Source organism: Sporosarcina luteola (assembly GCF_023715585.1).
Classification (GTDB): domain Bacteria; phylum Bacillota; class Bacilli; order Bacillales_A; family Planococcaceae; genus Sporosarcina; species Sporosarcina luteola_D.
In genome coordinates this window covers 114,079-140,680 of sequence record NZ_JAMBOK010000005.1, presented here as the reverse complement: position 1 = coordinate 140,680, position 26,602 = coordinate 114,079, and the positions used below count along the sequence as shown (strand labels likewise).

Below are 26,602 nucleotides of genomic sequence, written 5' to 3'. Positions count from 1 at the left end.
GGAGGAACTTCCATGTCAAAGGCGTATGAAAAAGCGGGAGTGAATATCGAGGCGGGGTATGAATCGGTTGAACGGATGAAGTCGCATGTGGCGCGTACGGCGCGCAAAGGCGTTGCAGGTGCATTCGGCGGTTTCGGAGGGATGTTCGATCTTTCGGAGCTTACTTACAAAGAGCCTGTGCTCATTTCCGGCACGGACGGCGTCGGCACGAAATTGAAATTGGCGTTCATGGCGGATAAGCACGATACGATCGGCATCGACTGTGTGGCGATGTGTGTCAATGATATCGTTGCCCAAGGTGCGGAGCCACTTTATTTCTTGGACTATATTGCACTTGGGAAAGCGGTTCCTGAAAAGGTCGAGGCGATCGTAAAGGGAATCGCGGACGGCTGCGTGCAGTCGGGTGCGGCGTTGATCGGCGGTGAGACGGCTGAAATGCCGGGGCTTTATGATGTCGAGGAATATGATTTGGCGGGATTTGCGGTCGGAGCATGCGAAAAGAGCAAAGTCGTTACAGGGGAAAAAGTTGCTGAAGGGGATGTGCTTGTCGGCATCGCTTCAAGCGGTATCCACTCGAACGGATTCTCGCTCGTCCGCCAAATCGTCCTGGAAGAGCAAGGGTATAAGCTGGACGAGTATATCGCTGGGTTCGAGGAGCTTGGCAAGGTTGGAGCTGCTTTGCTTGAACCGACGAAAATCTATGCGAAGCCTGTCATGCAAATCCATGAGGAGCTTGACGTCCATTCAATGGGGCATATTACGGGCGGCGGCTTTTATGAAAACCTCCCGAGGATGTTCAGGGAAGGATTCGGCGTTGAAGTCGATCTCGGGTCGTGGCCTGTATTGCCAGTCTTTAAAATGCTGAAGGAGAAAGGCAATCTCCTCGATAAAGATCTGTACAGTGTCTTCAATATGGGAATCGGATTTGTCATCGCACTTCCTGCTGACCAAGCGAAACGCGCAATTCAAATCGCTGCAGAGCACGGTGAAGACGCTTTTGAAATCGGTCGTGTCATAAGTGGAACGGGAGTCGTTTTCAACGGTAGCCATGATGGGAGTTTGGCAGAATGAAGGAAAAAGCAAGAATCGCGGTGTTCGCTTCCGGCAGCGGCAGCAACTATGAGGCGCTTGAAAACGCATGCCGCGAAGGTGAATTGGACGCGGAAATCGTCCTCGTTATGACAGACAAACCCGCATCGTTCGTTGTGGAGCGGGCAAGGAAGACGGATATCCGAGTTGTCGCATTGGAGCCGAAAGCCTTCCCGTCGAAGCAAGCGTATGAGGAAGCATTGCTCGGGATTTTGCATGAAGAAGATGTCGAATGGATTGTGCTTGCGGGATATATGCGGCTCATCGGACCGACGTTGTTGGCCGCTTATCCTTCACGCATCGTCAATATCCACCCGTCGCTGCTCCCTTCATTCCCGGGAAAAGACGCAATTGGGCAGGCGATCGCCCACGGTGTGAAACTGACTGGAGTTACTGTCCATCTTGTCGATGAAGGGATGGATACGGGTCCGATCCTTGCGCAAGTGGCGGTTCCTGTCGTGGAAGGGGATGCGGTGAAGACTGCTGAGGCGATCCATATGGTGGAGCATGTACTTTATAAAGAAACATTGCAGAAGTTGATTTTAACAAACGGAGGGGTTCATTCGTGAAAAAACGGGCATTGCTCAGCGTCTCAGACAAAAACGGAGTCTTGGGATTCGCTAAAGCACTAGAAGCGCTTGACTATGAAATTCTGTCAACCGGCGGAACAATGAAACATCTGAAGGAGAACGGCGTCGCGGTGACGGCGGTCGACGAAGTGACGAGCTTCCCTGAAATTATGGAAGGCCGTGTCAAAACACTCAACCCGATGATCCACGGCGGACTTCTAGCAAAGCAGGACGACGAAGCGCACCAAGCGCAAATGAGCGAGCACGGCATTCAGCCGATCCATATTGTCTGCGTGAACCTTTATCCATTCAAAGAAACAATTTCGAAGCCTGACGTTTCCGTCGAAGACGCTATTGAGAACATTGATATCGGCGGACCGGCAATGCTACGCGCATCCGCGAAAAACCACGCCTACGTCACGGTAATCGTCGATTCGGCGGACTACGGCCAAGTGCTTGAAGAGCTGCAAACGGAAGGGCAGACAACACTGGATACGCGCCGTCGTCTCGCAGCGAAAGTGTTCCGCCATACAGCAGCGTATGATGCGCTCATTTCAGGTTACTTGACAGACCTTTCAGGCGAACAATTCCCTGAGCAAGTGACATTTACATACGAGTTGAAACAGCCGCTCCGCTACGGCGAAAACCCACATCAGAAGGCGGCGTTCTACAGCCGTCCGCTCGGTTCGGACTTCTCCATCGCAAATGCGGAGCAATTGCACGGCAAAGAGCTTTCCTATAACAATATCCAAGACGCGAACGCAGCCATCCAGATCGTCAAGGAATTCAACCAACCGGCAGCGGTGGCAGTGAAACATATGAATCCTTGCGGAGTAGGTGTGGGCGAAACAATCACCGAAGCGTTCAATAAAGCATACGAAGCCGACCCGGTCTCCATCTTCGGAGGCATCATCGCCTTGAACCGTGAAGTGGATGTGAAAACAGCAGAACAGCTTTCAGGCATCTTCCTTGAGATCATCATCGCACCGTCCTTCACGGATGAAGCAAAAGAAGTTTTGACAAAGAAGAAGAACATCCGCTTATTGACGATTCCGTTTGAACAGCATACAAAAGATGCTTGGAATACAGTTTCAGTTGAAGGCGGCCTTCTCATGCAACAGCCGGATACTTATGGATTCGATGATGCGGACATCCGCGTCGCAACGGGCCGTGAGCCGACAGAAGCGGAATGGGAAGCGCTGAAACTCGGTTGGGCGGTCGTCAAGCATGTGAAGTCGAATGCGATTGTCGTGTCGGATTCGCAAAGGACGCTTGGCGTCGGAGCGGGGCAGATGAACCGTGTAGGAGCTGCAGGAATTGCATTGACGCAAGCAGGTGAACGTGCGAAAGGTGCAGCGCTAGCTTCAGATGCATTCTTCCCGATGGACGATACCGTGGAAGCTGCAGCAAAAGCAGGCATTACGGCGATTATCCAGCCTGGGGGATCCGTGAAAGATGAGGATTCCATCAAGAAGGCGAATGAATATGGCATAGCGATGGTGTTCACTGGCGTACGTCATTTCAAACATTGATTGAAGGAGAAGATACAGATGAAAGTACTCGTCATCGGCAGTGGCGGTCGGGAACACGCAATTGCAAAGCAGTTCAACGACTCGCCGTCCGTTTCAAAAGTGTATGTCGCACCGGGTAACGACGGCATGAGGAACGATGCGGAATGTATCGGGATCAATGGGACTGATTTCGATGCGCTCGCTTCATTTGCGATTGAACAACAGATTGACTTGACATTTGTCGGTCCCGAGCAGCCATTGGCGGAAGGGATTGTCGATTTTTTCTCCGACAAAGGCTTGCTGATTTTCGGACCGACGAAGGCTGCTGCTCAAATTGAGGGAAGCAAGTCTTTCGCGAAAGAATTAATGACCAAATACGATATCCCGACGGCAGCATACGGGACGTTCACGGACGCTGAAAAGGCTAAGGCATTCATCCGTCAGCAAGGAGCGCCGATCGTCGTGAAAGCGGACGGACTGGCAGCTGGAAAAGGTGTCATCGTTGCGATGACTGTTGAAGAAGCGCTTTATGCGGTTGAAGATATGATCGGCAATCAACGGTTCGGTGAATCCTCCTCCCGCGTCGTCATCGAGGAATTCCTCGACGGGGAAGAGTTCTCGTATATGTCATTTGTCCACGACGGGCAAATCTATCCGATGGTCATCGCGCAAGATCATAAGCGTGCGTATGATGGCGATAGAGGGCCAAACACCGGCGGGATGGGCGCCTACTCTCCGGTTCCGCATATTCCGGAGCATGTCATCGAAGAAGCGTACGAAAAAGTCGTTGTTCCAACAGTTCGCGCTATGATGGAAGAAGGGGCGCCGTTCACGGGAATTCTTTACGCGGGTCTTATTTTAACGAAAGAAGGACCGAAAGTGATCGAGTTCAACGCACGCTTCGGCGATCCGGAAACACAGGTTGTGCTGCCAAGATTGGCGTCGGACTTCGGTGAATTCATGATGGCGCTTATGAATAAACAGCCATTTGAATTGAAATGGCATAATAACGCAATGTTCGGCGTTGTCATCGCGGCCGACCGCTATCCAGGCGATGTGGTGAATGGTGCGCGGCTGCCCGATCTAAACCTACTCAACGGCCTCGAAATCTTCCATGCAGGAACAAAAGCCGAAGACGACTATTTTGTCGGCAACGGTGGGCGCGTCCTGCTTGCTGCAGCAAAAGCGGAAACATTGGAAGAAGCACGTGACCAGGTTTACAATCAATTGAATCAAGTCGAATGGAATGGCTTTTTCTACCGGACGGATATCGGCTGGCGCGCATTCCAAAGTAAATGAAAAAAGGGGGTGTCCCAGAAAAAATTCTGTGACACTCCCTATTTAACTTGATAAATGTACTATTCATCTCTAACTTTAGGCGGTCTTCACGAAATATATGTCGTTTATTCAACGGCTCCTGTGCTTTGCAGTTCAACATCAACTTTGACATTAAATTTGATTTCGGGATAGATGCGCTCCTCCCATTCTTTATCAAGACCTTTGCGCGATAGTCGTGTCGCCCGATAATGCAAGCCGAACCCGAATGGATCGACATTATTTTCTTGAAGTTTTGTCAACAAAGCCATTGTTTTCTTTTGAATCTCTTCAGCCGCTAATTTATCGTATTTCTTCAAACTCTTCCCGCTCAGCCTTTGACTGGATTCACCGACATTGCCTACTATCCCAATCTTCATATCGATCCGTGGGTCGCCTTCGTTCAGGACGATTTTGTATTTGAATTTCACTTCAGTGACATTCAGCACCAGGAACATGCTGTCTTCTTCAATTTTATAACTGAACCCGACAGCTTTGTTAACCAGCGAATTGTAATACTTTGTTTCTTCGGCGGTCAACTCCACAGGCTTCGCTCCCCATTTAAGGACAATCGATTTAGTGACATGAAATTCTTGATTGTCCTTATCGACACCGATGATCGGTAGGACCGTGTCTTTCCCTTTCCCCAAAACTTCCCGTCTGAATTCGTAAAGAAACGTAGTGACGACATATGGGCTTTCTGTTCCAGTATTGTCGAAGTAGTTATATAAAGCGATTGATGCAGGCGCTTCAATAGTTGGTTCAAATCGAACCACTTCTTCGGATGTCTTTGCGGCTACAGCAACGAAGCAGATCATTTGGATATCCCCGCGCCGGGTGAAAGCATCCATGAAAGTATCCAGATCCTTTGTAAGCAATTCCTTATTCATGACGATGATCCGGTTATGGCCAAAATCCAATACTGTATCGACACGAGTCTCCATTTCATGGATGGCGACTGCAACGGTATCGGCATCATGCGAGATATAGGCATAGGTCGGGGTGGATTCCTGTTTGACATTACCAATCGGTTTTGCCAGTTTCAATGTCACCCGGAAGCCATTCTTTACTTTTTCAGACGGATCAATTCCGATTCCGACGACGAACGTCCTTTTGTCGATGTCCTTGAATGCACAGCCGGCTTGGAGAAGCAAGGCGAGCAACAGAGTAGCGGTCAGGAAGCCTTTGATCATTTTTTGCTTTCCCGCCATTTGGAAGCAGCCCCTTTCTTCGCTACAAGTAAACTGCCGACTAGCAAAAGCAGAAGTGCAGGCAAGACGAAGTCATCATACATTTCGACAGCTTTAAAAAGTCCTTCAGCGGTAATCGATTTTGTCACGACCATTGCAACGACCCAGAAAATAACCATGATCAAAGGATTCGTCAAATTGAATTTTCTCCATTTGAAACGTTTAAATTGAATGACGCTCGATAGCAATTGGATGGACACATGCCAATGAATAATTATACTGACCACGCCGAGTGCTAAAAAGGCGCCGATGAAAAGGAAGACCACTCTTTCGATGATCCCGAATTTCATCCGGATGGAATCACTTGTCATGATCCATGGATAGAGGACGTTTTCCAAGGAATCGAATCCGCCAAAACCGATCGGAAGGAAATAGGTGGTAGCAAGGACATACGTGCAAATGAATGCAAGAAGCGCAGTCCCTTTACCTGTCAGCTTCTTAAGATTCAAAAAAACACGATTGAAAATTACCAAGTTCGCGGTACCGACGACAATGAAAAGGGACGATGTAAGAGCTCCATAGTCTGGGAGATGATTAAATTCCATAAGAGCAATACGTACATAATCCCAATTCAGTTCAGGACTTATATAACCTTTTATTTGAATGAAGATGATGAACGGAACAACGAGAACAAAGATAATTTCACTCATATATAATATGTTTTTTGTCGCCATGAAGACTCCATACGTGACGACAATGGCAAACGTCAACACGATTACGTAAATTGACATTTCAGGCGTAAGAAACCGAAGAATGATAAATGTATAGATAATGATTGTGAAAAGGCCTGCGACATACCAGGCTACACTTAAAAAAAGGAGAACGGGCGTCGCCATCCATTTCGGAGCATACGCATGTAAGATCTCAGGCAAATCTTGACCGGGAAATGACCTAAACAGGATGACGAGGATATAAGTCAACCAGATACCCAAGATCAGGGCAACAATCATAGATAGGATTGTCCCTTTAGCACTTCCCGCAATTAAAATTCTAGGCGTTATGGAAACCATATTTGTCAGCATATTAATGATGATCAAATAGAAAAGGAAGCGGCTCATTTATTGTCCACCTTCCAATTCATTGGTCTTGCTCTTCCATGGAATCTTCAAATAAGGTGTGCCTAAGCTATCCTTATTAGCCATAAACATAATGATGCCTAAAAACCCGATCAGCAGACCGACCATGCCAAACAGGGAAGTGTAAATAATTAATAGCAACCTGACAACCCGCACCGCAAAACTCATTTCATTAATCGGGATGACGAATGTGGAAATGGCAACTGCCGAAATGATAATGACCATAATTGTTGACGTCAGTGCCGCTTCCGTCGCTGCAGTCCCTAATATGAGGCCGCCGACTGTTGTCGCAGTTCCGCTCACCGCTTTTGGTAATCGCATGCTCGCTTCCGTCAATAGTTCCATAAATAGCAACATGAAAATCACTTCGATAAACGAAGGATAAGGGACGCCGATCCTACTTCCCGCAACAGTGAGGGCCAGCTCAATCCTGAGGATCTCCGGGTTATAGGATGTCATTGCAATATATAAGCTAGGAAGCACAATACACATGAATAAACCAAGATACCTTAATAATATCGTAAATCCTGATATCGCAGAGACGTGGTAATTGTCTTCCATTGATGCCATGAAATCAAAAAAGATGACAGGGACAACGATGACATTCGGGCTTCCGTCGATTGCAATGACGATCTTGCCGGCAACTAAGTTGTAGACGATGCGGTCGGGACGTTCCGTTACCATCGCCGTTGGGAAGAGAGTGAATTTACTTTTGTTAAGGAAATGTTGCAGCTCTCCCCCTGATTGGAATAATGGGGTTTTAAGATTGCCGAGCTCCTTCTTTATCTTTTTCAACACTTCCGGATCGACCCGATCACTGTCATAAAGTAAAGAGACTGCGATGTTAGACGCATCATCTATAATGATGTCTTCGACTTTTAATGAGGCTCTATGATACCGTTGCCGAATTAGATTGATCGTTGTTCCAATGTCTTCGCTCAATCCTTTTTGAGGCCCATGAATCGTCGGTTCCATTGTCGTTTCCTGCACTTCGTTGTTTTTGACTAGGCGCAATTCAAGTAAACATAGTTGGTTATCAATCGCAACGATCACAGCGCCGGCACTTATTAACATGAGCAGTTTATCTATTTCTGGAATTTCGATTTGATTCGGCAAAGATAGAATATACGATGCATAGTCTTCTTCGGAAGCCATTTCAAAAAATGGTTTGATGACCGTCTGTTGCAGCTTATCGCCATCGACAACTGTTCTCACATAGAATAGGAATGCACATTGGCCTTTTATTTGCAAAGGCGTTTGAACGACATCATCCGAGGGCTTGAATTTTTTCGATAGTTCATTAAGTAATGGAGGGGCCTGTTGTTCAGTCAATTGCAACTCTCCCTTCAACTGAGCAAGTTCCCTTTAGCGTTCCCGCAATCAATTTAAACAATACATAATGGAAATTGACGACTGAAATTTCATACAAATAATGTAATCACTCTATTCTTCACTAGGATGCTATGCTACGATAAAGTACAAAGAATACTCTTCAAAAGGGGTTATCGAAATGTGGGACCAACATGAAATCCAACGACAACTCGGGGTAATCAACGGGAAAGTCGCTCCTGACCTCATCATCCAAAATGCGACGTATCTACATTCCATATTCAAAAAATGGGTAACGGGCAATATATGGATCAAAGACGATCGGATTGTCTATACAGGCAGCAGAATGCCAGCGATGACGGAAGGCTCGGAAATCGTCGATGCAACAGGTAAACGAATCGTTCCGGGCTATATAGAACCGCATGTCCATCCATTCCAGCTGTACAATCCTGAAACCTTCGCCGACTATGCAGGCAGGCTTGGGACGACAACGTTCCTATCGGACAACTTGACGTTCTTCATGCTCCTCGGAAATGAAAGGGCATTCAAATTGATTGACCAATTGAATCGTCTGCCGTTTTCGTTTTATTGGTGGGCACGGTTTGATTCCCAAACGGTCTTGCAAAATGAAGCGGAAGTGTTCAACCAAGAGGCGATTGGTGAATGGCTGGAGCGGGACGATGTTCTCATGGGCGGAGAACTGACAGGTTGGCCGCGCCTCATGAACGGCGATCCGGATATGACAGCTTCTGTTAATGCAGCTAAACAAGCAGGGAAAAAGATTGAAGGCCACTTCCCAGGAGCTTCCCAGCGGACGCTTGCGAGGATGAAACTGCTCGGGGCGGACGGCGATCATGAAGCGATGACAACCGAAGAAGTGGAAGCCCGCCTCTTGCAAGGGTATGCAGTAACGTTGCGTCATTCATCGATCCGTCCGGATTTGCCGAATTTACTGAAAGGCGTACTCGACAAGGAGTTGGACGTTTTCGACCATCTCATGATGACGACGGATGGCTCGACGCCTTCCTTCCATATCGATGGGGTCATGGACAAATGCATCCAAGTCGCACTTGACGCAGGGGTGAAACCGGTTGACGCGTATTTGATGGCGTCTTATAATGTCGCACGTTACTACGGCATCGATGATAAGCATGGCATCATCGCGACAGGAAGATATGCAACGCTCAATTTCCTGGAGGATGAGACAAATCCGGTACCGACGGACGTCCTGTCAAAAGGTGAATGGCTGAAACGTAATCATGAAGCGACTGCTCCTTTCAAGCAAGTCGATTGGTCTCTCGTTCCGCCATTCGAACTGGATTTCAATTTGAATGAAAAGGATTTTGACTTTAAAGAAACAATCGGCATTAAAATGGTAAATGATGTTATTACGAAGCCGTATGAAGTGACACTTGACCTGTCGGCGGACAAGCTTTCCAATGAGCACGATGAAAGTTTCCTCATGCTGATTGATCGAAACGGGGAGTGGCGGGTGAATACAGTCATCAAAGGCTTCGCGGAGAACGTGCAGGGCTTTGCGTCCTCCTATTCAAATACGGGAGATATCATCCTCATCGGGAAGGACAAACAGGCAATGCTGTTTGCGTTCGATGAAATGAAACGGATGAAGGGCGGCATGGTTCTCGTTGAAGACGGAGACATTGCTGCGTCAATTCCGCTGCCGATCGGCGGTGGCCTATCGGCAGAGCATATGGATGTTTTAATAGATCGGGAGGTTGCACTGAAAAAAGCGTTATCAGAGCGGGGGTATAAACATGGCGATGCCATCTACACGTTCCTGTTCCTTCAATCCACACACTTGCCATATGTACGGGCGACACAAATAGGGCTTTATGAAGTTATGAAAAATGAAGTAATTATTCCGGCGACGGGAAGATAGGAGGAACGGATGAAAGGAAAAAAGAGAGGGTGGCTGTTGGGACTAGCCATCATGTTGCTGTTGCTGTCAGCGTGTTCAAAAAGAGAGAAAGCCGGCGCGGAAGAGATTGTACCGGAGCCGGAAGAGATGGAAGAAGTCGAAATTGATGAGCTGATGGAAGAGCCGGAGGAAGACGGTTCTCTCCACTACCAGGCGCCGTTTACAGGCGTGTTGACCGAAGAGGAGAACTGGACGAGACCGGTGCTCGCAACAATCAACAATCACCCGCATGCCAGGCCGCAATCGGGGATCAGCCAGGCGGACGTCATTTATGAATTCATGGCTGAAGGGAATGTCACGAGATTTTTAGCTTTGTTCCAAAGCGAGCTGCCGGAAACGGTCGGCCCGATTAGAAGTGCACGTGACTATTTCATCTACCTCTCGAAAGGGATGGATGCATTTTACGTAGCGCACGGCTATAGCCCCGATGCGCAGAAGCTGTTGGCGCGCAGATACGTGGATAATGTAAATGGCATGCAATATGACGGGACGTTGTTCAAAAGATCGACTGACCGAAAAGCTCCCCATAATTCGTATATCACCGGTGAGAACATACTGGCTGCGATGGAGAAGGTCGGTGCATCCACCGAAATTTCGAAGGTCCCTCCATTTGCATACCATGAAACGGCAGAGGATGCTAAAATAGGGGATAGCGCATCAATGATCGTCGTCCGCTTCAGCTCCAATAAGGATTTCATCAACACATTCTCCTACGATCCAGGGACGGAAACGTATAACCGGATGGTGAATGGAGTACTGACGATGGATAAAGCGAACGGAGAACAAGTCGGATTAGCCAACCTCATCGTCATGGAAGCGAACCATCGAACGATCGACAATGTCGGAAGGCAATCGGTCGATATTGAAAGCGGCGGCAAAGCAATGCTGTTCCAAGCGGGAACCGTGAAAGAGCTGGAATGGAAAAACATTGATGGATTCCTCGTACCGGTGGAAAATGGAGTTCCAGCAAAATTAGTTTCCGGCAAGACGTGGATCCATATCATCCCTACGCATTCCGGAATTGCAAAATCTGTAACGTATACGCCGTAAATCTTGATAGAAAGAGGGGGAACTATGCAAATCGATAAAATCCGAAGTGAACAAACGGATCAGCTGTTTAAAGCGATATTGGAATTGAAGGATCTGGAAGAATGCTATATGTTCTTTGACGACCTTGCCACAATGAGCGAACTGCAATCATTGGCACAGCGTCTCGAAGTCGCGCATGCATTGAGGCAGAAAAAGACGTATGATCGGATTCAAAATGAAACCGGCGCAAGCACTGCGACAATCTCTAGAGTGAGACGATGCGTCGATTACGGATCCGGCGGATATAACACTGTACTTGACCGCCTCTATCCAGAGCTTGCGGACAATAATGACAAGAAGTGATCGGGCGGAGAAACTATCCGTCCGGTTTTTTTGGTATACTGGGAAATAGCAGAAGCGCGAAGTAACTGGAGCGCATCCAAAAAGCAATTGCAGAAGTAGGTGGAAGCTAAAATGGATTATATGAATTGGCGCCACGCCTTTAAAGTGGACCCCGCAAAACAATTGGCGGATAGAGATCTCGAACAGCTTGCAGAATCCGGAACAGACGGCATCATTATCGGAGGAACGGATGGCGTGACACTTGAAAACGTCCTTGACCTTCTGGCGCGCATCCGAAGATTCTCAGTGCCTGTTGCGCTTGAGGTGTCGACTGTCGAATCGGTGTCGATGGGATTCGATTATTATTTCATCCCGACGGTCTTGAATTCGACGGATACAAAATGGGTGAACGGCATCCATCATGCCGCTTTGAAGGAATACGGCCATATGATGGATTGGGATGAAGTCATCGCGGAAGGCTATGTAATCGTCAACACAGATTGCAAAGCGGCCCATCTCACCGGTGTAAAGGAAGCTCCCGATGAAGAGGATGTCATCGCCTATGCGCGGATGGCGGAGCATCTGTTCAAACTGCCTGTATTTTATTTGGAATATAGCGGAATGCTCGGCGATCCTGCTATTGTCAAAGCTGCGGCGCGTGTCCTTGAGCAGACGAAGTTGTTTTACGGCGGCGGAATCCGCAATGCGGCAGATGCTAAAATGATGGCGGAGTTTGCAGATACGGTCATTGTAGGCAACATCATCTATGAAGATCTGCAGGCTGCCCTGTCGACGGTAAAAGCGGTGAAATCGGTATCCAATAGATAAGTTTTAAGATATAATGAAGAACAAACGTTCTTTTGAAAGGCGGTATGAAGTATGAAGGAAATCGCGCAGAATCTGCTTGCAGGCATGAACCCTGAACAAGCCCGCGCAGTGAAAAAGACAGAAGGGCCACTGCTGATCATGGCGGGCGCAGGATCCGGGAAGACTCGGGTGCTGACCCACCGGATCGCTTACTTGATCGTGGAAAAAGGGGTGTACCCTTCCAATGTATTGGCAATCACGTTTACGAACAAGGCAGCCCGCGAAATGCGCGAACGGATCAACGGCCTGCTTGGACCCGGTTCTGGTGAACGGATGTGGGTTTCGACATTCCACTCGATGTGCGTCCGGATTTTACGGAGGGACATTGACCGGATCGGTATCTCGAAAAGCTTCACGATCCTCGATTCATCTGACCAATTGACGGCCATTAAAAATGTGCTGAAGGAGCGAAATATCGATCCGAAGCAATACGACCCGCGTGCAATGCTCGGAGCAATCAGCTCGGCGAAAAACGAATGCATCGATGCGGAAATGTATAAAGGGCAAATCAACCCGCAGAATCCTTACGAAAAGACGATTGCAGACATCTACGAAGGCTATACGAAAAAACTGCGACAAAACCAATCGCTTGATTTTGACGACCTCATCATGATGACTCTCAAATTATTCGAACGCGTCCCTGAAGTCCTCGAGTTTTATCAAAATAAATTCCAATACATCCACGTTGATGAATACCAAGATACGAACAATGCCCAATACAGGCTTGTCAACATGCTAGCCGCGAAATTCCGTAATCTGTGCGTCGTAGGTGACTCCGACCAATCAATCTACAGATGGCGCGGCGCAGACATCGGCAACATCCTTTCATTCGAGAAGGATTATCGTGATGCGACCGTCATTTTGCTCGAGCAGAATTACCGTTCGACGAAAACGATTTTGCAGGCGGCGAATGACGTCATCCAGAACAACCGGAGCCGCTACGACAAGAAACTGCGTACGGATAATGCTGAGGGTGATTCCATCACGATCTATAAGGCCTCCGATGAAAAGGACGAATCCCAGTTCATCGTCCAGCAGATCATCGAGCTGAAAGAACGTGAAAACCTGAAGCTGGATCAATTCGCGATCCTTTACCGGACGAATGCCCAATCCCGTGTCATTGAGGAATTTCTGGTGAAATCGAATCTCGATTATACAATTGTTGGCGGCACGAAGTTCTATGACCGCAAAGAGATCAAGGACTTGCTCGCCTATTTGCGATTGATTGCAAATAACGACGACGACTTAGCGCTCGCGCGGATCATAAACGAACCGAAGCGGAGCATCGGGGCGACTTCTTTCGAACGGATGGCATCATTCGCTATCGAGAACGACCGATCTGTATTCGATGCGTTGCAGGAGGTCCATTTCATGGGGCTGACGGCAAGGGCCGCAAACGAAGCCTCTAAATTCAGGGATATGATCAGCGGATTTACACAAATGCAGGAATACTTGTCCGTTACGGAACTTGTTGAACAGGTGCTTGAAAAGACGGGCTATCGTGAAATGCTCCTCCGCGAGAAAACGATTGAATCGGAAAGCCGGCTGGAAAATATTGAGGAATTCCTTTCCGTCACGGAAGCTTTCGAAAAGAGGGCCGAAGAGGAGGAAGGCGACCGTTCGCTCGTCGCATTCCTGACAGACCTTGCGTTGATTGCCGATATCGATTCGTTGGATAAAGAAGAGAACCAATCGACGGAAAAAATCGTCCTAATGACAATGCACGCGGCGAAAGGGCTCGAATTCCCGGTCGTTTTTGTCATCGGCATGGAAGAGAACATCTTCCCGCATGTCAGATCAATCGGCGACGATGAAGAAATGGAAGAGGAGCGCAGGCTTGCCTATGTGGCAATCACCCGTGCGGAACGCCGGCTCTTTTTGACTTGCGCTTCCTACCGGACATTGTTCGGCCGCTCAAGTATTAATAATCCTTCCCGTTTCTTAAATGAGATTTCAGATGATATTATCGAAGTGACTTCCAATAACAATCAAGGCTTTTCATATGGCGGGTTTTCGCGTGGGGAAGCACCGGTGCGCCCCGCTGTCAAAAGGCCGGTCTATAAAACAAGCGGCGGAGAAAAGATGGGCTGGAAGGCGGGCGACAAAGCGATCCATAAATCATGGGGGACGGGCATGGTCGTTAGCGTCAAAGGAAATCACGATGATCTGGAACTTGATATCGCGTTCCCGGAACCGGTAGGCATCAAACGGCTTCTTGCCAAATTTGCACCGATAGAAAAAGCGTAGGGAGAGGACAGAATGGATCGCAATGCAGTTGAAAGACGTGTACAGGAGCTCAATGATCTGCTGAAGGAGTACGGGCATGCGTATTATGTGCTGGACAAGCCGGCCGTGCCTGATTCCGTCTATGACAGCCTCATGCAGGAATTGCTTGCCATCGAGGCGGAAAATCCCGATCTGATCTTTCCCGATTCGCCGTCGCAGCGGGTAGGCGGGGAAGTGCTTGAAGGTTTCAGCAAAGTCGTCCACGAATACCCGATGCTGAGCTTGTCGAATGTGTTTAACGAAGAGGATATACGCGACTTCGACAGACGAGTGCAAGCGGAGGCGGGGAATGCCACGTACATTTGTGAATTGAAGATTGACGGACTTGCTGTTTCATTAAAATATGAAAACGGGATGTTCGTTCAAGGTTCGACGCGAGGGGACGGGACGGTCGGAGAGGAAATCACCGCGAATTTGAAGACGATCCGGACCATTCCGCTGAAGCTATCTGAACCGGTGACAATTGAAGTCCGCGGGGAAGCTTATATGCCGAAGAAATCGTTCATGAGATTGAATGAAGCGCGGGATGAAAACGGTGAAGAGCCATTCGCGAATCCACGTAATGCAGCTGCAGGATCACTTCGGCAGCTCGATCCGAAAATAGCCGCGAGCCGCAATCTTGCGGTATTCATCTATGGAGTCGGTGGAGATGGAACAGCCTACGGGCAGGACAGCCATTCCGATTCGCTCGATTTTCTCGCATCGATCGGCTTCGAAACGAATAACAAAAGCAAGCGGTGCAAAACGATCGAGGAAGTGCTCGAATATATAGAGTCCTGGCAGGAACGCAGGCAGGACCTGGACTATGAAATCGACGGAATCGTCATTAAAGTGGACAGCTATGAAGATCAGGAGCAGCTTGGCTTCACGGCAAAAAGTCCGCGATGGGCGACCGCTTACAAATTCCCGGCGGAAGAAGTCCATACGAAGCTTCTCGATATCGAGTTGAGCGTCGGCAGGACAGGGGTCGTTACCCCGACCGCCATTTTGGAACCGGTCCAAGTGGCAGGAACGACAGTCGCAAGGGCTTCCCTCCATAACGAGGACCTCATCCGTGAAAAGGATATCCGTATTGGTGACGCAGTCGTCATCCGGAAAGCGGGGGATATCATTCCTGAAGTCGTCACTGTATTGATCGATCAGCGGAAAGGGAATGAAGAACCGTATCATATGCCTGAAAATTGTCCGGTCTGTAATTCCGAACTTGTCAGGATCGAAGGCGAAGTGGCGCTCCGTTGTGTCAATCCGCAATGCCCTGCGCAGATGAAGGAAGCGCTCATCCACTTCGTTTCCCGTAATGCGATGAATATTGAAGGGATCGGCGAGCGGGTGGTCGATCAATTGTATACATCCAGTCTCGTCCATGACGTTTCGGACCTATACGGTTTGACGAAGGAGCAGCTATTGTCATTGGAGCGTATGGGAGAGAAGTCCGCGACGAATTTGTTGAATGCAATCGAAGCATCCAAAACGAATTCCTTGGAGAAGCTGCTGTTCGGCCTTGGCATACGGCATGTCGGGGTAAGAGCTGCACATATCTTGTCGGAGGAATTCGGAACACTGGACGAAATCGCTAAAGCGGATGCAGATCGGCTTACATCGATTCACGAAATCGGCGATAAAGTAGCAGACGCAGTCATCACGTTCTTCGCTAATGAAGATGTGCTGGAAGTGATCGGCAAGCTGAAGACATACGGCGTCAATATGGACTACAAAGGAAGAGTACGCCAAGAGCTTCCGACCGAAGGCCCATTTGCCGGTAAAACAGTAGTATTGACGGGCAAGCTTTTGATATTGACGCGCAATGAAGCAAAAGAGCGGATTGAAGCGCTTGGCGGTAAAGTGAGTGGAAGCGTCAGCAAAAAGACGGATCTTGTCATAGCCGGGGAAGAGGCCGGATCGAAGCTCGTGAAGGCAGAGGAACTCGGTATTACAGTATGGAACGAAACAGAGTTGGTCGACGCGCTCGGCGAAAAGGAGTAAATTTCAATGAAAAGGCTATTTGCACTAACTGGCATGGCGGTTGTCCTTACGTTAAGCGGCTGTATGCCGTCCATCGGACCCAACAAAGAGGAAGTCATCCAGGAAAATGATGAGGAACAGGTTGAAGAAACTGTCTTGATTCCAGATGTACAGGTGAATGACACATATTACAAGACAGTCACCCCGTTCAAGAAAAGCGCTAGCCGCGGCCTTGTCGTGAGTAATATCTATACGAAATATGATATCGGGGAAGCGGAAGAAGGGCTATTGCGTTTATCCGCCCAGCATTTCGACACGAAAAACTATTTCTTCCAAGAAGGCCAGTATATCGATGGGAAAACTGCACGCGCATGGCTTGCCAGAAGTTCAACCAATGAACAAGGCTTGAATCCCCCTGAAGCGGAAGGGGAAGATGCGGAAGAGAAGCCGATCTATTTGGCGCATATTATCGAGCAAAACTATTTGACGCTGACGGACGAAAAGAAAGTACGTCTGTCCGGTGTTTCAATTGGACTTGCCTTGAATTCCGTCTATTATTCCAAAGACGGGAAAGAGATTGAAATAACGGATTCGGTACTTGAAAAGCAAGGCATCGCCATGGCGGATAAAATCGTCAGCAGGATGCGTGCAAAAGAAGGGTTCCAGGATATTCCGATAGTTATCGGCCTGTTCAAACAGGAGAAGAGGAATGCGATTGTCCCGGGTACTTATTTCGCTACCGCTTTTGCTGATAAAGGCAAATCAGCAGCTTCCGGATGGAAAGAAGTGAATGAACGGTACGTGTTGCTTCCCGCTCCCGCCGACATCGACAATTACCGAGAAATCAATACGACATTCAGCAAATTCAAGCAGGATATCGATGACTATTTTCCGAGCTTCGTCAACGTGATCGGAAAAGGTTTTTTCAAAGATAAACGTATGCAATCCATTTCCATCGACATACCGATCCAGTTTTTCGGGAAAGGTGAAGTCATTGGCTTCACACAGTTCTTGGCTTCGCACGTCATTAAGCACTTTCCCAATATCGATGTCGAAGTGAGTGTCACCTCGGTGAACGGCCCGGAGGCGCTCATTGTCAAGGAAGCAGGCAGTAATGAACCGTTCGTCCATATTTATGGATACTAGAAGATCAGTTTGAATGTGCGTCCATGCTGTCAGCCATGGGCGCAGTTGCTTTTCAACATACCTGTTAGGTGGTATGATAAGTCGTACAATTGCAATTGGGGAGGAAATCAAATGACGAAATTTACGGCAGAAGACGTACATTATTTCGCGAACTTTGCGAAACTCACTTTTTCGGATCAAGAAGCGGAAGTTTTTTCTGAAATCATTTCCGAACTTGTAGAATTTGGTGATGCGTTGAAGGAAGTGGATACAGATAACATAGAGCCGATGACTCATCCGTTGCAGATGTTCAATGTGCTCCGGGAAGACGTCCCGCAAGATGTACTGGATCGCGACGAAATGTTGGCAAGCGTAAAAGAGCATGAAGACGGAATGATCAAAGTTCCGAATATCCTGTGATAACTGTTTTTAGGAGGAAGTAACATGACGTTAATGAAAAAGACGGCAGCAGAACTCCAAGCACTTTTACATAACCGGGAAGTCTCTGTCAAAGAAGTAACCGAAGATTCATTCAAGCAGATTGCTGCGTTGGATGGCAAAGTGAAAGCGTTCCTGGCGTTGACGGAAGAAGAGGCGTTAGCGAAAGCGGAAGCCTTGGACAACTCATCGATTGAAGGCCGCGGACCGCTGTTCGGATTGCCGATCGGCATAAAAGACAATATTGTTACCAAAGGAACAGCTACAACTTGTGCAAGCAAGATGCTCGAGAATTTCGTACCTGTCTATAACGCTACAGCTGTAGAAAAAGTGAACGACGCGGGAATGGTCAGTGTCGGTAAATTGAATATGGACGAGTTTGCCATGGGTTCCACAACTGAACGTTCGGCTTTCCAGACAACACACAATCCATGGAATTTGGACTGTGTGCCTGGCGGTTCTTCAGGTGGTTCTGCAGCCGCTGTGGCAGCGGGCGAAGTGCCATTTTCACTCGGTACGGATACTGGCGGATCGGTTCGCCAGCCAGCTGCGTTCTGCGGAGTCGTCGGAATGAAGCCGACATACGGCAGAGTGTCGCGAAGCGGTCTCGTCGCGTTTGCATCCTCTTTGGATCAAATCGGCCCGATCACACGGACTGTCGAGGACAATGCGCTGTTGTTGAACGCCATTTCAGGAGTCGATCACAGGGATTCATCGTCTTCACCTCAGCAAGTGCCTGATTTCAAAGCCGCTTTGACTGGCGATATTAAAGGCTTGCGCATTGCTGTGCCTAAGGAGTACTTGGGCGAAGGCATTGAAGAGGATGTCAAGGACAAAGTTCGTGCGTCATTAAAAGTCCTTGAATCGCTTGGCGCATCTATCGGAGAAGTGACGCTTCCGCACTCCAAATATGCATCGTCAACTTACTATACGATTGCTACTGCAGAAGCTTCTTCCAATCTCGCGAGATTCGACGGCATCCGTTACGGCTATCGTTCGGAAAGCGCGAAGAACCTTGAAGAGATCTATCTTCGTTCACGTTCAGAAGGGTTCGGCACGGAAGTGAAAAAACGGATTATGTACGGCACATACGCACTAAGCGCGGATCATCACGAAGAATTGTATGTTAAAGCGATGAAAGTCCGTACGCTGATCGCACAAGACTTCGCATCTGTCTTTAACAATTATGATGTCATCGTAGGACCGACGAGTGCGACAACAGCCTACGAGATCGGCGGCGTCGCGGAAAACCAAGTGACACTGTATGCAAACGACATTTTGACAGTGTCGGTCAACTTGGCAGGCATTCCAGCAATTTCAATCCCTTGCGGCTTTTCAAATGGATTGCCGGTCGGACTGCAAATTATCGGGAAGCACTTCGATGAAGCGCTCATTTACAAAGTGGCGCACGCGTTTGAACAAGCGACCGATTTCCACAAACGCACTCCATCTATCGGGGAGGGTACTAACTAATGAACTTTGAAACGATTGTAGGACTTGAAGTCCACGTTGAACTAAAAACGGATACAAAAATCTTTTCTCCGGCTCCATCCCATTACGGTGCAGAGCCGAATATGAATATCCATGTGAAGGACTTGGCATACCCAGGAACACTTCCGACGTTGAATAAGCAAGCAGTAGACTTTGGTATGAAAGCTTCCATGGCGCTGAACTGTGAAGTTGCCGATGTCATGAATTTCGACAGGAAGCATTATTTCTATCCTGATAACCCGGCGGCTTATCAAATTTCCCAGGACAAGCGTCCAGTCGGCCAAAACGGTTGGATTGAAATCGAAGTCGAAGGCAAAAAGAAAAAAATCCGCATCGAACGCGTCCATCTTGAAGAGGATGCAGGTAAATTGACGCACTCCGACAACGGTTATTCCCTCGTCGACTTGAATCGTCAAGGTACGCCGTTGATAGAGATCGTTACGGAAGCGGATATCCGCTCTCCGGAAGAAGCGTATGCATTCCTTGAAAAACTGAAAGCGATCATCCAATATACAGGCGTTTCGGACGTTCGTATGGAGGAAGGCTCCTTGCGCTGTGACGCCAATATTTCATTGCGTCCATTCGGGCAAGAGAAATTCGGAACGAAAACCGAATTGAAAAACTTGAACTCCTTCAACTTCGTGCGCAGAGGAATTGCGAATGAAGTCGAGCGCCAGGAAAAAATTCTTCTGTCCGGCGAGGAAATCCAACAAGAAACGCGCCGCTATGACGAGGCAACTGGCCAAACTGTACTCATGCGTATCAAAGGCAGTGCAAATGACTACCGCTTCATCAATGACCCGGATCTCCCGGAAATTCATATCGATCAAGAATGGAAGGAACGTGTCCGCGCGGAAATCCCGGAGCTTCCGGATGCGCGTAAAGCTAGGTATGTCAATGATTTGGAACTGTCCGAATATGACGCACATGTATTGACGTTGACGAAAGAGATGTCCGATTTCTTTGACGCAACGGTTGAAGCGGGAGCGGATGCGAAGCTCGCTTCCAACTGGCTGATGGGCGAAGTTTCTGCGTACTTGAATGCGGAGCAGAAAGAGCTGCATGACACGGCACTCACGCCGGAAGGTCTATCCAGCATGATCAAATTGATCACGGATGGCACAATTTCTTCTAAAATCGCTAAGAAAGTGTTTAAAGAACTGATCGAAAACGGTGGGAATGCCGCTGACATCGTAAAAGAGAAAGGCCTTGTCCAAATTTCCGACGAAGGCACACTCCGCACAATCGTGACGGAAATTCTCGATGCGAATGAACAATCGATCGAAGACTTCAAAAACGGTAAGGACCGCGCAGTCGGCTTCCTCGTCGGACAAGTCATGAAAGCAACAAAGGGACAAGCAAACCCGCCATTAGTGAATAAAATCCTCCTTGAGGAAATCAACAAGCGATAAGTCCGAAATTGAATCGTCCTATACGGATCTTGCGAAAGTTTCCGTATAGGGCGTTTTAACGTTTTTTCACGTCTAGCTCCGGGCGCTAGCTACTCGGGTCATAAGTCAAAGCTCCTGAGTGGCATAGAACGCCACTCTGTATCTTTGCCTTATGCCTGTCGCAGCTGAGCGAGCGCCCTCTGCTTTTGTTTTGCATCCTATTTGATTCGGGCAGCGAATAGCCGTACACTTAAGAAAATGAATACTTTTTATTTATTAGATGCAGGATTGGAGCGAACATCGTAACGAAGAACGGCGTTTGCGAGTAAAAGCGTAGCGTTACGAGCAATGTTTTCTGCGCCCCTAAGGGAGCAGGATATTGATTGCAGGCTTCCTTGATTTCTGCAAAAAGCGCAGAAATACGGCAAATCGAACCCTTCGCTGTTCGATTGGAAAGCGGCCTGTAGCGGAAATCCGGTATCATCATATTTCAATTATAATAATAAAAAAGGAGTGTCGGAATGAAAACTGAAAAGCAATATTTCGAGGAAGCGATTTCACTTGCAGATTACATGGATCGCATGGACAAACATAAAGAAAACAGCTTCAGCATTTATGAAAAATTCGATGTACCTCAAGACGATGCATTTATCGAAATAGCAAAAACGGAAAAGCCCAATATACTAGTCATAACGGAAGATTGGTGCGGGGACGCAATGATGAACAATCCGATCCTGCGCCGGATTGCAGAAGCCGCTGACCTGGATGTACGGGCGGTCTATCGGGATGAAGACACAGATTTGATTGACAGGCATCTGACAAATGGCGGCCGCTCAATTCCAATCTACCTGCTGCTTGATAAGGAAGGCGAAGTACTGGCGAAGTGGGGACCACGTGCAGCTTCCATCCAGGAGGATGTAATGGAGCGCCGCAAACAACTCCCTGCGAAAGAAGCGCCTGATTTTGAAGAGAAACAGCGGGAATTCATTTCTGAACTGATGAAGCTTTATACGACCCAGCCTGAATTATGGCTCACCGTATACGAAGATATCCGCAAAACGGTCATGCCCGCATTACAGCAGACGAAATAAAACTGCAGTGGGAACTTTTTAGCATGACCGATAGTCCAAGTAAGCGATTGATGATTGGATTATTGACGACTGCAAGCATTGCATTTTGTATGAATTGAGAGGGAACATGTATGAAGCGTGCAAGAATCATTTATAACCCGACAGCAGGACGTGAACTATTCCGGAAGCACCTGGCTGAAGTATTGGAAAAGCTGGAAGTGGCCGGCTATGAAACATCCGTACATGCAACTACGGCGGAAGGCGATGCAACTGAAGCGGCGAGAAAAGCCGTGGAAAGGGGCTTTGACGTCATCATCGCATCAGGCGGTGATGGAACGTTGAACGAAGTCGTCGCCGGGGTCTCTCCATTTGAAAAACGGCCGACAATCGGGCTTATTCCGACCGGCACGACGAATGACTTTGCGAGAGCATTGCGAATCCCTAGGGATATTGACGAAGCGATCGACATCATCGTCCGCGGTGAGACGATCCCGGTTGACGTCGGCCTCATGAACGACCGCCATTTCATCAACATCGCAGGCGGCGGGCGTATGACGGAGCTGACATATGAAGTGCCAAGCAAGCTCAAGACGGTTCTCGGCCAGCTCGCCTATTATTTGAAAGGGATTGAAATGCTCCCTTCCATCCATTCGAGTAATGTGAAAATCGAGTATGATGATGAAGTGTTTGAAGGGGAAGTGATGCTCTTCCTCGTCGGCTTGACGAATTCTGTCGGCGGCCTTGAAAAATTGGCGCCGAACTCAAGCATCAATGACGGCAAATTTACATTATTAGTTTTAAAGAAATGTAATATGGCCGAATTCATCAGGATTGTCACATTAGCATTGCGCGGCGAGCATTTGGATGATCCGCTCGTCATCTCCGCAAAGCCTTCGAAAGTGACAATCACATCGTCCGAAGAAGTGCTCCTGAACTTGGATGGGGAATACGGCGGAACCCTTCCTGCCACTTTTGAAAACAGATATCGCCATATTGAAATGTTCGCTCCTCTCGACCAATTGCGTGAGCAGGATCGAATTGATAATGATCGAGAAAATGAAGAAGCTGCATTGGATTGAATTCCATGCAGCTTTTATTTTTTGCGGATATACCAAGGGTTCAAGTAAACTCAAATACTTGCACAAGGACTCTAGTAATTCGCCTCAAATAATGAAATCGAGCGCTTTATCCTGACTTGCGGCCAACTCAGGCAATTCATTCACCGGAACCCAGCGGCAATGGAAGATCATGCCGTTGTCCTTGCCGGTACTGTTGACACAAGTGTCCCATTCGGCTTCTTCCTCGCCGATATAGGTGAGATGAAAGATATTCCGCTCATGGATGACATTCGGCCGATTCTCAGGAAAATAATTCTCCTTAATCACTTTGCCATTTAACTGAAGTTGCTCCCGGCGAATGCCGGTTTCCTCTTCGATTTCGCGGTAGAGCGCGTCTAAAAGCAATTCATCCTCTTCAATTGTTCCGCCTGGCACTTGCCAACCAGCTTCGGGATTATTCTTATGCTCGAACACAAGGAGTTTCCGATCTCCATTGTCATCCTTCGTAATGTAAGCTAACACTTTTCTTTTAATCTCCATCGTGTTCACCTCTCTTTAATCTCTTTATTATACACAAGATTCCAAATAGTCTCAAGAGCAATACGTCGGTTGAAAACATTTCACAATTCATATGACTATCCTGTTATTTCAATCATAAATAGGGAAAAGTAATGAACAGTTATCTAATGGGAATTTTAAGGACGGAGGGATTCCGTGTATAAGAAACAAGAGAAGTGGCTCATGTGGCTTGTCTTTGCAGTGGCTGGAATCATGCTGCTTTCAATTGTCGGTAGAATTTTTGGAAGTTGAAGGAGGAAAATAAATGGGGAATGAAGAAGCCGTTTTTTATTCGCGTGTGCTGACAGAACTTACATTATCGTTCCATATTATTTACGCGACAATCGGCGTCGGCGTCCCACTCATGATCATGATTGCACAGTGGGTGGGCATTAAGAAAAACGATGAACATTATATCTTGCTTGCCAGACGGTGGGCGCGTGGTTTCATCATTACAGTGGCTGTCGGAGTTGTTACAGGAACCGCGATTGGACTGCAATTGTCATTGCTGTGGCCGAACTTTATGGAGTTCGCGGGAAATGTCATAGCGCTTCCGTTATTCATGGAAACGTTCGCTTTCTTTTTTGAAGCTATCTTCCTCGGGATTTATTTATACACATGGGATCGGTTTGAGAATCAGAAAAAGCATTTGCTTTTATTAGTGCCGGTTGCAATCGGCGCTTCGTTTTCCGCTGTTTTCATCACAATGGTCAATGCATTCATGAATGCGCCTCGAGGATTTGACATCGTGGACGGGGAAATCGTCAATATCAATCCGATTATTGCGATGTTCAACCCGGCAATGCCGACGAAAGTGGCGCATGTCGTCATCACGGCATATATGACTGCGGCGTTTGTGCTGGCAGCGATTGCGGCATTCCGTTTATTGAAGGGATCCAATCATGTTTATCATAAGAAAGCCCTCTATTTAACAATGAAATTAGGATTTGTGTTCTCTATCGCTACAGCAATAATCGGGGATTTCTCCGGTAAATATTTAGCTGAGTACCAACCCGAAAAACTTGCTGCGGCAGAGTGGCATTTTGAAACGCAGGAAAATGCTCCGCTCGTCTTATTAGGTGTGTTGAAAGACGGGGAAGTGAAGTATGCCATTAACATTCCGTTCGGGCTTTCTATGCTCGCACATAATAATCCGAAAGCGGAAGTGATCGGTCTGGATCAGTTCCCGGAGGATGAAATACCTCCGCTTTATATCCATTATTTATTCAACATCATGGTCTTCATTGGCATGTGGATGACAATCCTTTCCGCATTGTACTGGATTGGTATCAACCGTGGATGGAAACGAGTATCGACAAAATGGTTCCGCTGGCTCATTGTCCTCGGAGCACCGCTTACAATTATCGCCATCGAATCTGGTTGGTGGCTTGCGGAAGTTGGACGGCAGCCGTGGATCCTTCGGAAGATCATGCGCGTCGAGGATGCCGCAACGACGAGCGGGCAAGTCGACTTGATGCTCATGTTGTTCGCAGGGTTGTACATCATCCTTGGCATCGGAAGTGTCGTCGTTCTGCGACGGATGTTCCGGAACAATCCAGTCGAACGTGAATTGGAAGATCGTCATATGGAAAAGGGCGGTGATGTACAATGAACTTGGAGATTTTAGGGATTTCGGTTCTTTGGACATTCCTTTTCGGTTATATTCTCGTAGGCGCCATCGATTTCGGAGCTGGTTTTTTCAATGCATACAGCTTACTCACTGGTAAACAGCGTATTTTGACGAAAGTCATCCAGCGCTATTTATCTCCAGTATGGGAAGTGACGAACGTTTTTCTAGTCTTCTTCTTCGTAGGGATCATCGGGTTCTTCCCGAAGACCGCTTTCTATTACGGGACGACGCTCTTGGTGCCTGTCAGCCTTGGCATCATCTTGCTTGCGATCCGCGGCTCGTATTATGCGTTCGAGACATACGGCGCGCGGGGCCATAAAGGCTATTCATTCATGTATGGTCTGGCGGGTATATTGATTCCCGCGTCGCTGTCAATTGTCTTGACGATTTCCGAAGGCGGCTTCATCGAATTGGTGGATGGAAATCCGGTGCTCGATTACTGGTTGCTATTCACAAGCCCATTGACGTGGTCGATCGTCGTCTTGAGCATTGCGGCAACACTGTACATTTCAGCAGTGTTCCTGACATGGTATGCGAATAAAGCCGGCGACGTGGAAGCGACCGACCTGCTCCGGAAATATGCGCTCATCTGGTCATTGCCGACGATCATTACAGCAGGCGGCATCATTTTCGAGCTTCGGAGGCATAATTTCGAGCATTACAGCAACATCCAGACGTTTTGGCCGATGTTCCTCATTTCCTTCCTGTTGTTTGCAGGAACGGTTTGGCTGCTTTGGAAGCGCCACAACTACGGGTGGGCATTCATTTTGCTCATGGGCCAATTCATCTTTGCGTTTTTCGGGTACGGTGCGTCGCATTATCCGTATTTGCTGTACCCGTATTTGACGATTTACGATAGTTTCACGAATCCTGCGATGGCAATCTCACTCATTGTGGCGTTCATTCTCGGACTTGGTCTCTTGATCCCGTCGCTCGTCCTGCTCATGCGACTGTTCCTGTTCAATAAAGGATATGTCCGTGGGAAGAAGGATTTCCATGTGTAAAGGGGGTTATGGGCATGACTGATTTCATTATTTTCTATGCACCTTTCATCATCCTGATTGCAGCCATCGTTGTTGCGTTTCTCATTGCGCCGCTAGATGGCTCGGTTACGGATAAAGAGGAGTAATGTGGAAAACAGACGTCCAGTGCGTCTGTTTTTTTGCTTCTTGAAAACTTAGCGATCATTTCCAGGAACTTATCTCTCATTTTCACAATTAATCGGTCATGCTCAGTTCCTTATCGGTCACTTCCCAAGAGTTATCGTCATTTTAGGAC

General features: G+C 47.9%; 23 protein-coding genes. 19 read left to right on the top strand and 4 right to left on the bottom strand.

Annotated features, from left to right (window positions below):
* Positions 1–12 precede the first annotated feature (12 nt).
* The 4 genes from purM to purD are packed head-to-tail and all read left to right on the top strand — an operon-like array spanning position 13 to position 4,468.
* Positions 13–1,071, top strand: a complete 1,059-nt coding sequence (gene purM / locus M3193_RS15940) for a phosphoribosylformylglycinamidine cyclo-ligase (protein ID WP_251629757.1) — start codon at positions 13–15, stop codon at positions 1,069–1,071.
* Entirely contained in the window at positions 1,068–1,658 is a 591-nt protein-coding gene (purN, locus tag M3193_RS15935; RefSeq protein WP_251629753.1) for a phosphoribosylglycinamide formyltransferase, read from the top strand. Before purM ends, purN begins: the two co-directional genes overlap by 4 nt.
* Positions 1,655–3,190: a bifunctional phosphoribosylaminoimidazolecarboxamide formyltransferase/IMP cyclohydrolase gene (gene purH / locus M3193_RS15930; protein ID WP_251629750.1), complete on the top strand. Its 1,536-nt coding sequence runs from the start codon at positions 1,655–1,657 to the stop codon at positions 3,188–3,190. Before purN ends, purH begins: the two co-directional genes overlap by 4 nt.
* Positions 3,191–3,208: 18 nt before the next feature.
* Positions 3,209–4,468 (top strand): phosphoribosylamine--glycine ligase, encoded by a 1,260-nt coding sequence (gene purD, locus M3193_RS15925; protein WP_251629742.1) that lies wholly within the window; start codon positions 3,209–3,211, stop codon positions 4,466–4,468.
* A 104-nt stretch (positions 4,469–4,572) separates the two neighbouring features.
* On the opposite strand, the gene M3193_RS15920 is transcribed toward purD, so the two are convergent.
* From M3193_RS15920 to M3193_RS15910, 3 genes are read right to left on the bottom strand one after another with little or no spacing between them, the layout of a single operon-like run.
* Positions 4,573–5,694: a Ger(x)C family spore germination protein gene (locus M3193_RS15920; protein WP_251629740.1), complete on the bottom strand. Its 1,122-nt coding sequence runs from the start codon at positions 5,692–5,694 to the stop codon at positions 4,573–4,575.
* Positions 5,673–6,791: a GerAB/ArcD/ProY family transporter gene (locus tag M3193_RS15915; RefSeq protein WP_251629738.1), complete on the bottom strand. Its 1,119-nt coding sequence runs from the start codon at positions 6,789–6,791 to the stop codon at positions 5,673–5,675. Before M3193_RS15915 ends, M3193_RS15920 begins: the two co-directional genes overlap by 22 nt.
* Positions 6,792–8,141: a spore germination protein gene (locus M3193_RS15910; protein WP_251629735.1), complete on the bottom strand. Its 1,350-nt coding sequence runs from the start codon at positions 8,139–8,141 to the stop codon at positions 6,792–6,794. It lies immediately after the preceding gene.
* Positions 8,142–8,319: 178 nt separating this feature from the next.
* Between M3193_RS15910 and M3193_RS15905 the strand changes: the two genes are divergently transcribed.
* From M3193_RS15905 to M3193_RS15850, 12 genes are all read left to right on the top strand, one after another.
* Positions 8,320–10,038, top strand: a complete 1,719-nt coding sequence (locus M3193_RS15905) for an adenine deaminase C-terminal domain-containing protein (RefSeq protein WP_251629726.1) — start codon at positions 8,320–8,322, stop codon at positions 10,036–10,038.
* 9 nt (positions 10,039–10,047) lie between these two features.
* Complete coding sequence (locus M3193_RS15900; protein WP_251629724.1) at positions 10,048–11,127, top strand: DUF3048 domain-containing protein; 1,080 nt, start codon at positions 10,048–10,050, stop codon at positions 11,125–11,127.
* A gap of 24 nt (positions 11,128–11,151) precedes the next feature.
* Positions 11,152–11,469: a YerC/YecD family TrpR-related protein gene (locus tag M3193_RS15895; protein WP_251629722.1), complete on the top strand. Its 318-nt coding sequence runs from the start codon at positions 11,152–11,154 to the stop codon at positions 11,467–11,469.
* A gap of 111 nt (positions 11,470–11,580) precedes the next feature.
* Entirely contained in the window at positions 11,581–12,276 is a 696-nt protein-coding gene (locus M3193_RS15890) for a heptaprenylglyceryl phosphate synthase (protein WP_251629715.1), read from the top strand.
* Positions 12,277–12,327: 51 nt separating this feature from the next.
* Positions 12,328–14,562: a DNA helicase PcrA gene (pcrA, locus tag M3193_RS15885; RefSeq protein WP_251629713.1), complete on the top strand. Its 2,235-nt coding sequence runs from the start codon at positions 12,328–12,330 to the stop codon at positions 14,560–14,562.
* Positions 14,563–14,574: 12 nt separating this feature from the next.
* The gene (gene ligA, locus M3193_RS15880; protein ID WP_251629711.1) at positions 14,575–16,584 is read left to right on the top strand and encodes an NAD-dependent DNA ligase LigA; all 2,010 of its coding nucleotides are present in this window, start codon (positions 14,575–14,577) and stop codon (positions 16,582–16,584) included.
* A 6-nt stretch (positions 16,585–16,590) separates the two neighbouring features.
* Positions 16,591–17,709 (top strand): CamS family sex pheromone protein, encoded by a 1,119-nt coding sequence (locus tag M3193_RS15875; RefSeq protein WP_251629709.1) that lies wholly within the window; start codon positions 16,591–16,593, stop codon positions 17,707–17,709.
* Between the two features lie 111 nt (positions 17,710–17,820).
* Positions 17,821–18,108: an Asp-tRNA(Asn)/Glu-tRNA(Gln) amidotransferase subunit GatC gene (gatC, locus tag M3193_RS15870; protein WP_251629707.1), complete on the top strand. Its 288-nt coding sequence runs from the start codon at positions 17,821–17,823 to the stop codon at positions 18,106–18,108.
* 24 nt (positions 18,109–18,132) lie between these two features.
* Positions 18,133–19,599, top strand: coding sequence for an Asp-tRNA(Asn)/Glu-tRNA(Gln) amidotransferase subunit GatA (gene gatA, locus M3193_RS15865; RefSeq protein WP_251629705.1), 1,467 nt, complete (start codon positions 18,133–18,135; stop codon positions 19,597–19,599).
* Positions 19,599–21,029 (top strand): Asp-tRNA(Asn)/Glu-tRNA(Gln) amidotransferase subunit GatB, encoded by a 1,431-nt coding sequence (gatB, locus tag M3193_RS15860; protein ID WP_251629703.1) that lies wholly within the window; start codon positions 19,599–19,601, stop codon positions 21,027–21,029. Before gatA ends, gatB begins: the two co-directional genes overlap by 1 nt.
* 500 nt (positions 21,030–21,529) lie before the next feature.
* Entirely contained in the window at positions 21,530–22,099 is a 570-nt protein-coding gene (locus tag M3193_RS15855; protein ID WP_251629701.1) for a thioredoxin family protein, read from the top strand.
* A gap of 110 nt (positions 22,100–22,209) precedes the next feature.
* Positions 22,210–23,157, top strand: a complete 948-nt coding sequence (locus M3193_RS15850; RefSeq protein WP_251629699.1) for a diacylglycerol kinase — start codon at positions 22,210–22,212, stop codon at positions 23,155–23,157.
* A gap of 84 nt (positions 23,158–23,241) precedes the next feature.
* Here the strand turns inward: M3193_RS15850 and M3193_RS15845 are convergent, their stop codons facing one another.
* The gene (locus M3193_RS15845) at positions 23,242–23,676 is read right to left on the bottom strand and encodes an NUDIX hydrolase (RefSeq protein WP_251629697.1); all 435 of its coding nucleotides are present in this window, start codon (positions 23,674–23,676) and stop codon (positions 23,242–23,244) included.
* A gap of 283 nt (positions 23,677–23,959) precedes the next feature.
* Between M3193_RS15845 and M3193_RS15840 the strand changes: the two genes are divergently transcribed.
* From M3193_RS15840 to cydS, 3 genes are read left to right on the top strand one after another with little or no spacing between them, the layout of a single operon-like run.
* Positions 23,960–25,306, top strand: a complete 1,347-nt coding sequence (locus tag M3193_RS15840; RefSeq protein WP_251629695.1) for a cytochrome ubiquinol oxidase subunit I — start codon at positions 23,960–23,962, stop codon at positions 25,304–25,306.
* A complete protein-coding gene (locus M3193_RS15835) occupies positions 25,303–26,328 on the top strand; it encodes a cytochrome d ubiquinol oxidase subunit II (RefSeq protein ID WP_251629692.1) in 1,026 nt (341 codons plus the stop codon). Before M3193_RS15840 ends, M3193_RS15835 begins: the two co-directional genes overlap by 4 nt.
* Positions 26,329–26,342: 14 nt before the next feature.
* Entirely contained in the window at positions 26,343–26,453 is a 111-nt protein-coding gene (gene cydS / locus M3193_RS16875) for a cytochrome bd oxidase small subunit CydS (protein WP_410055881.1), read from the top strand.
* Positions 26,454–26,602 lie beyond the last annotated feature (149 nt).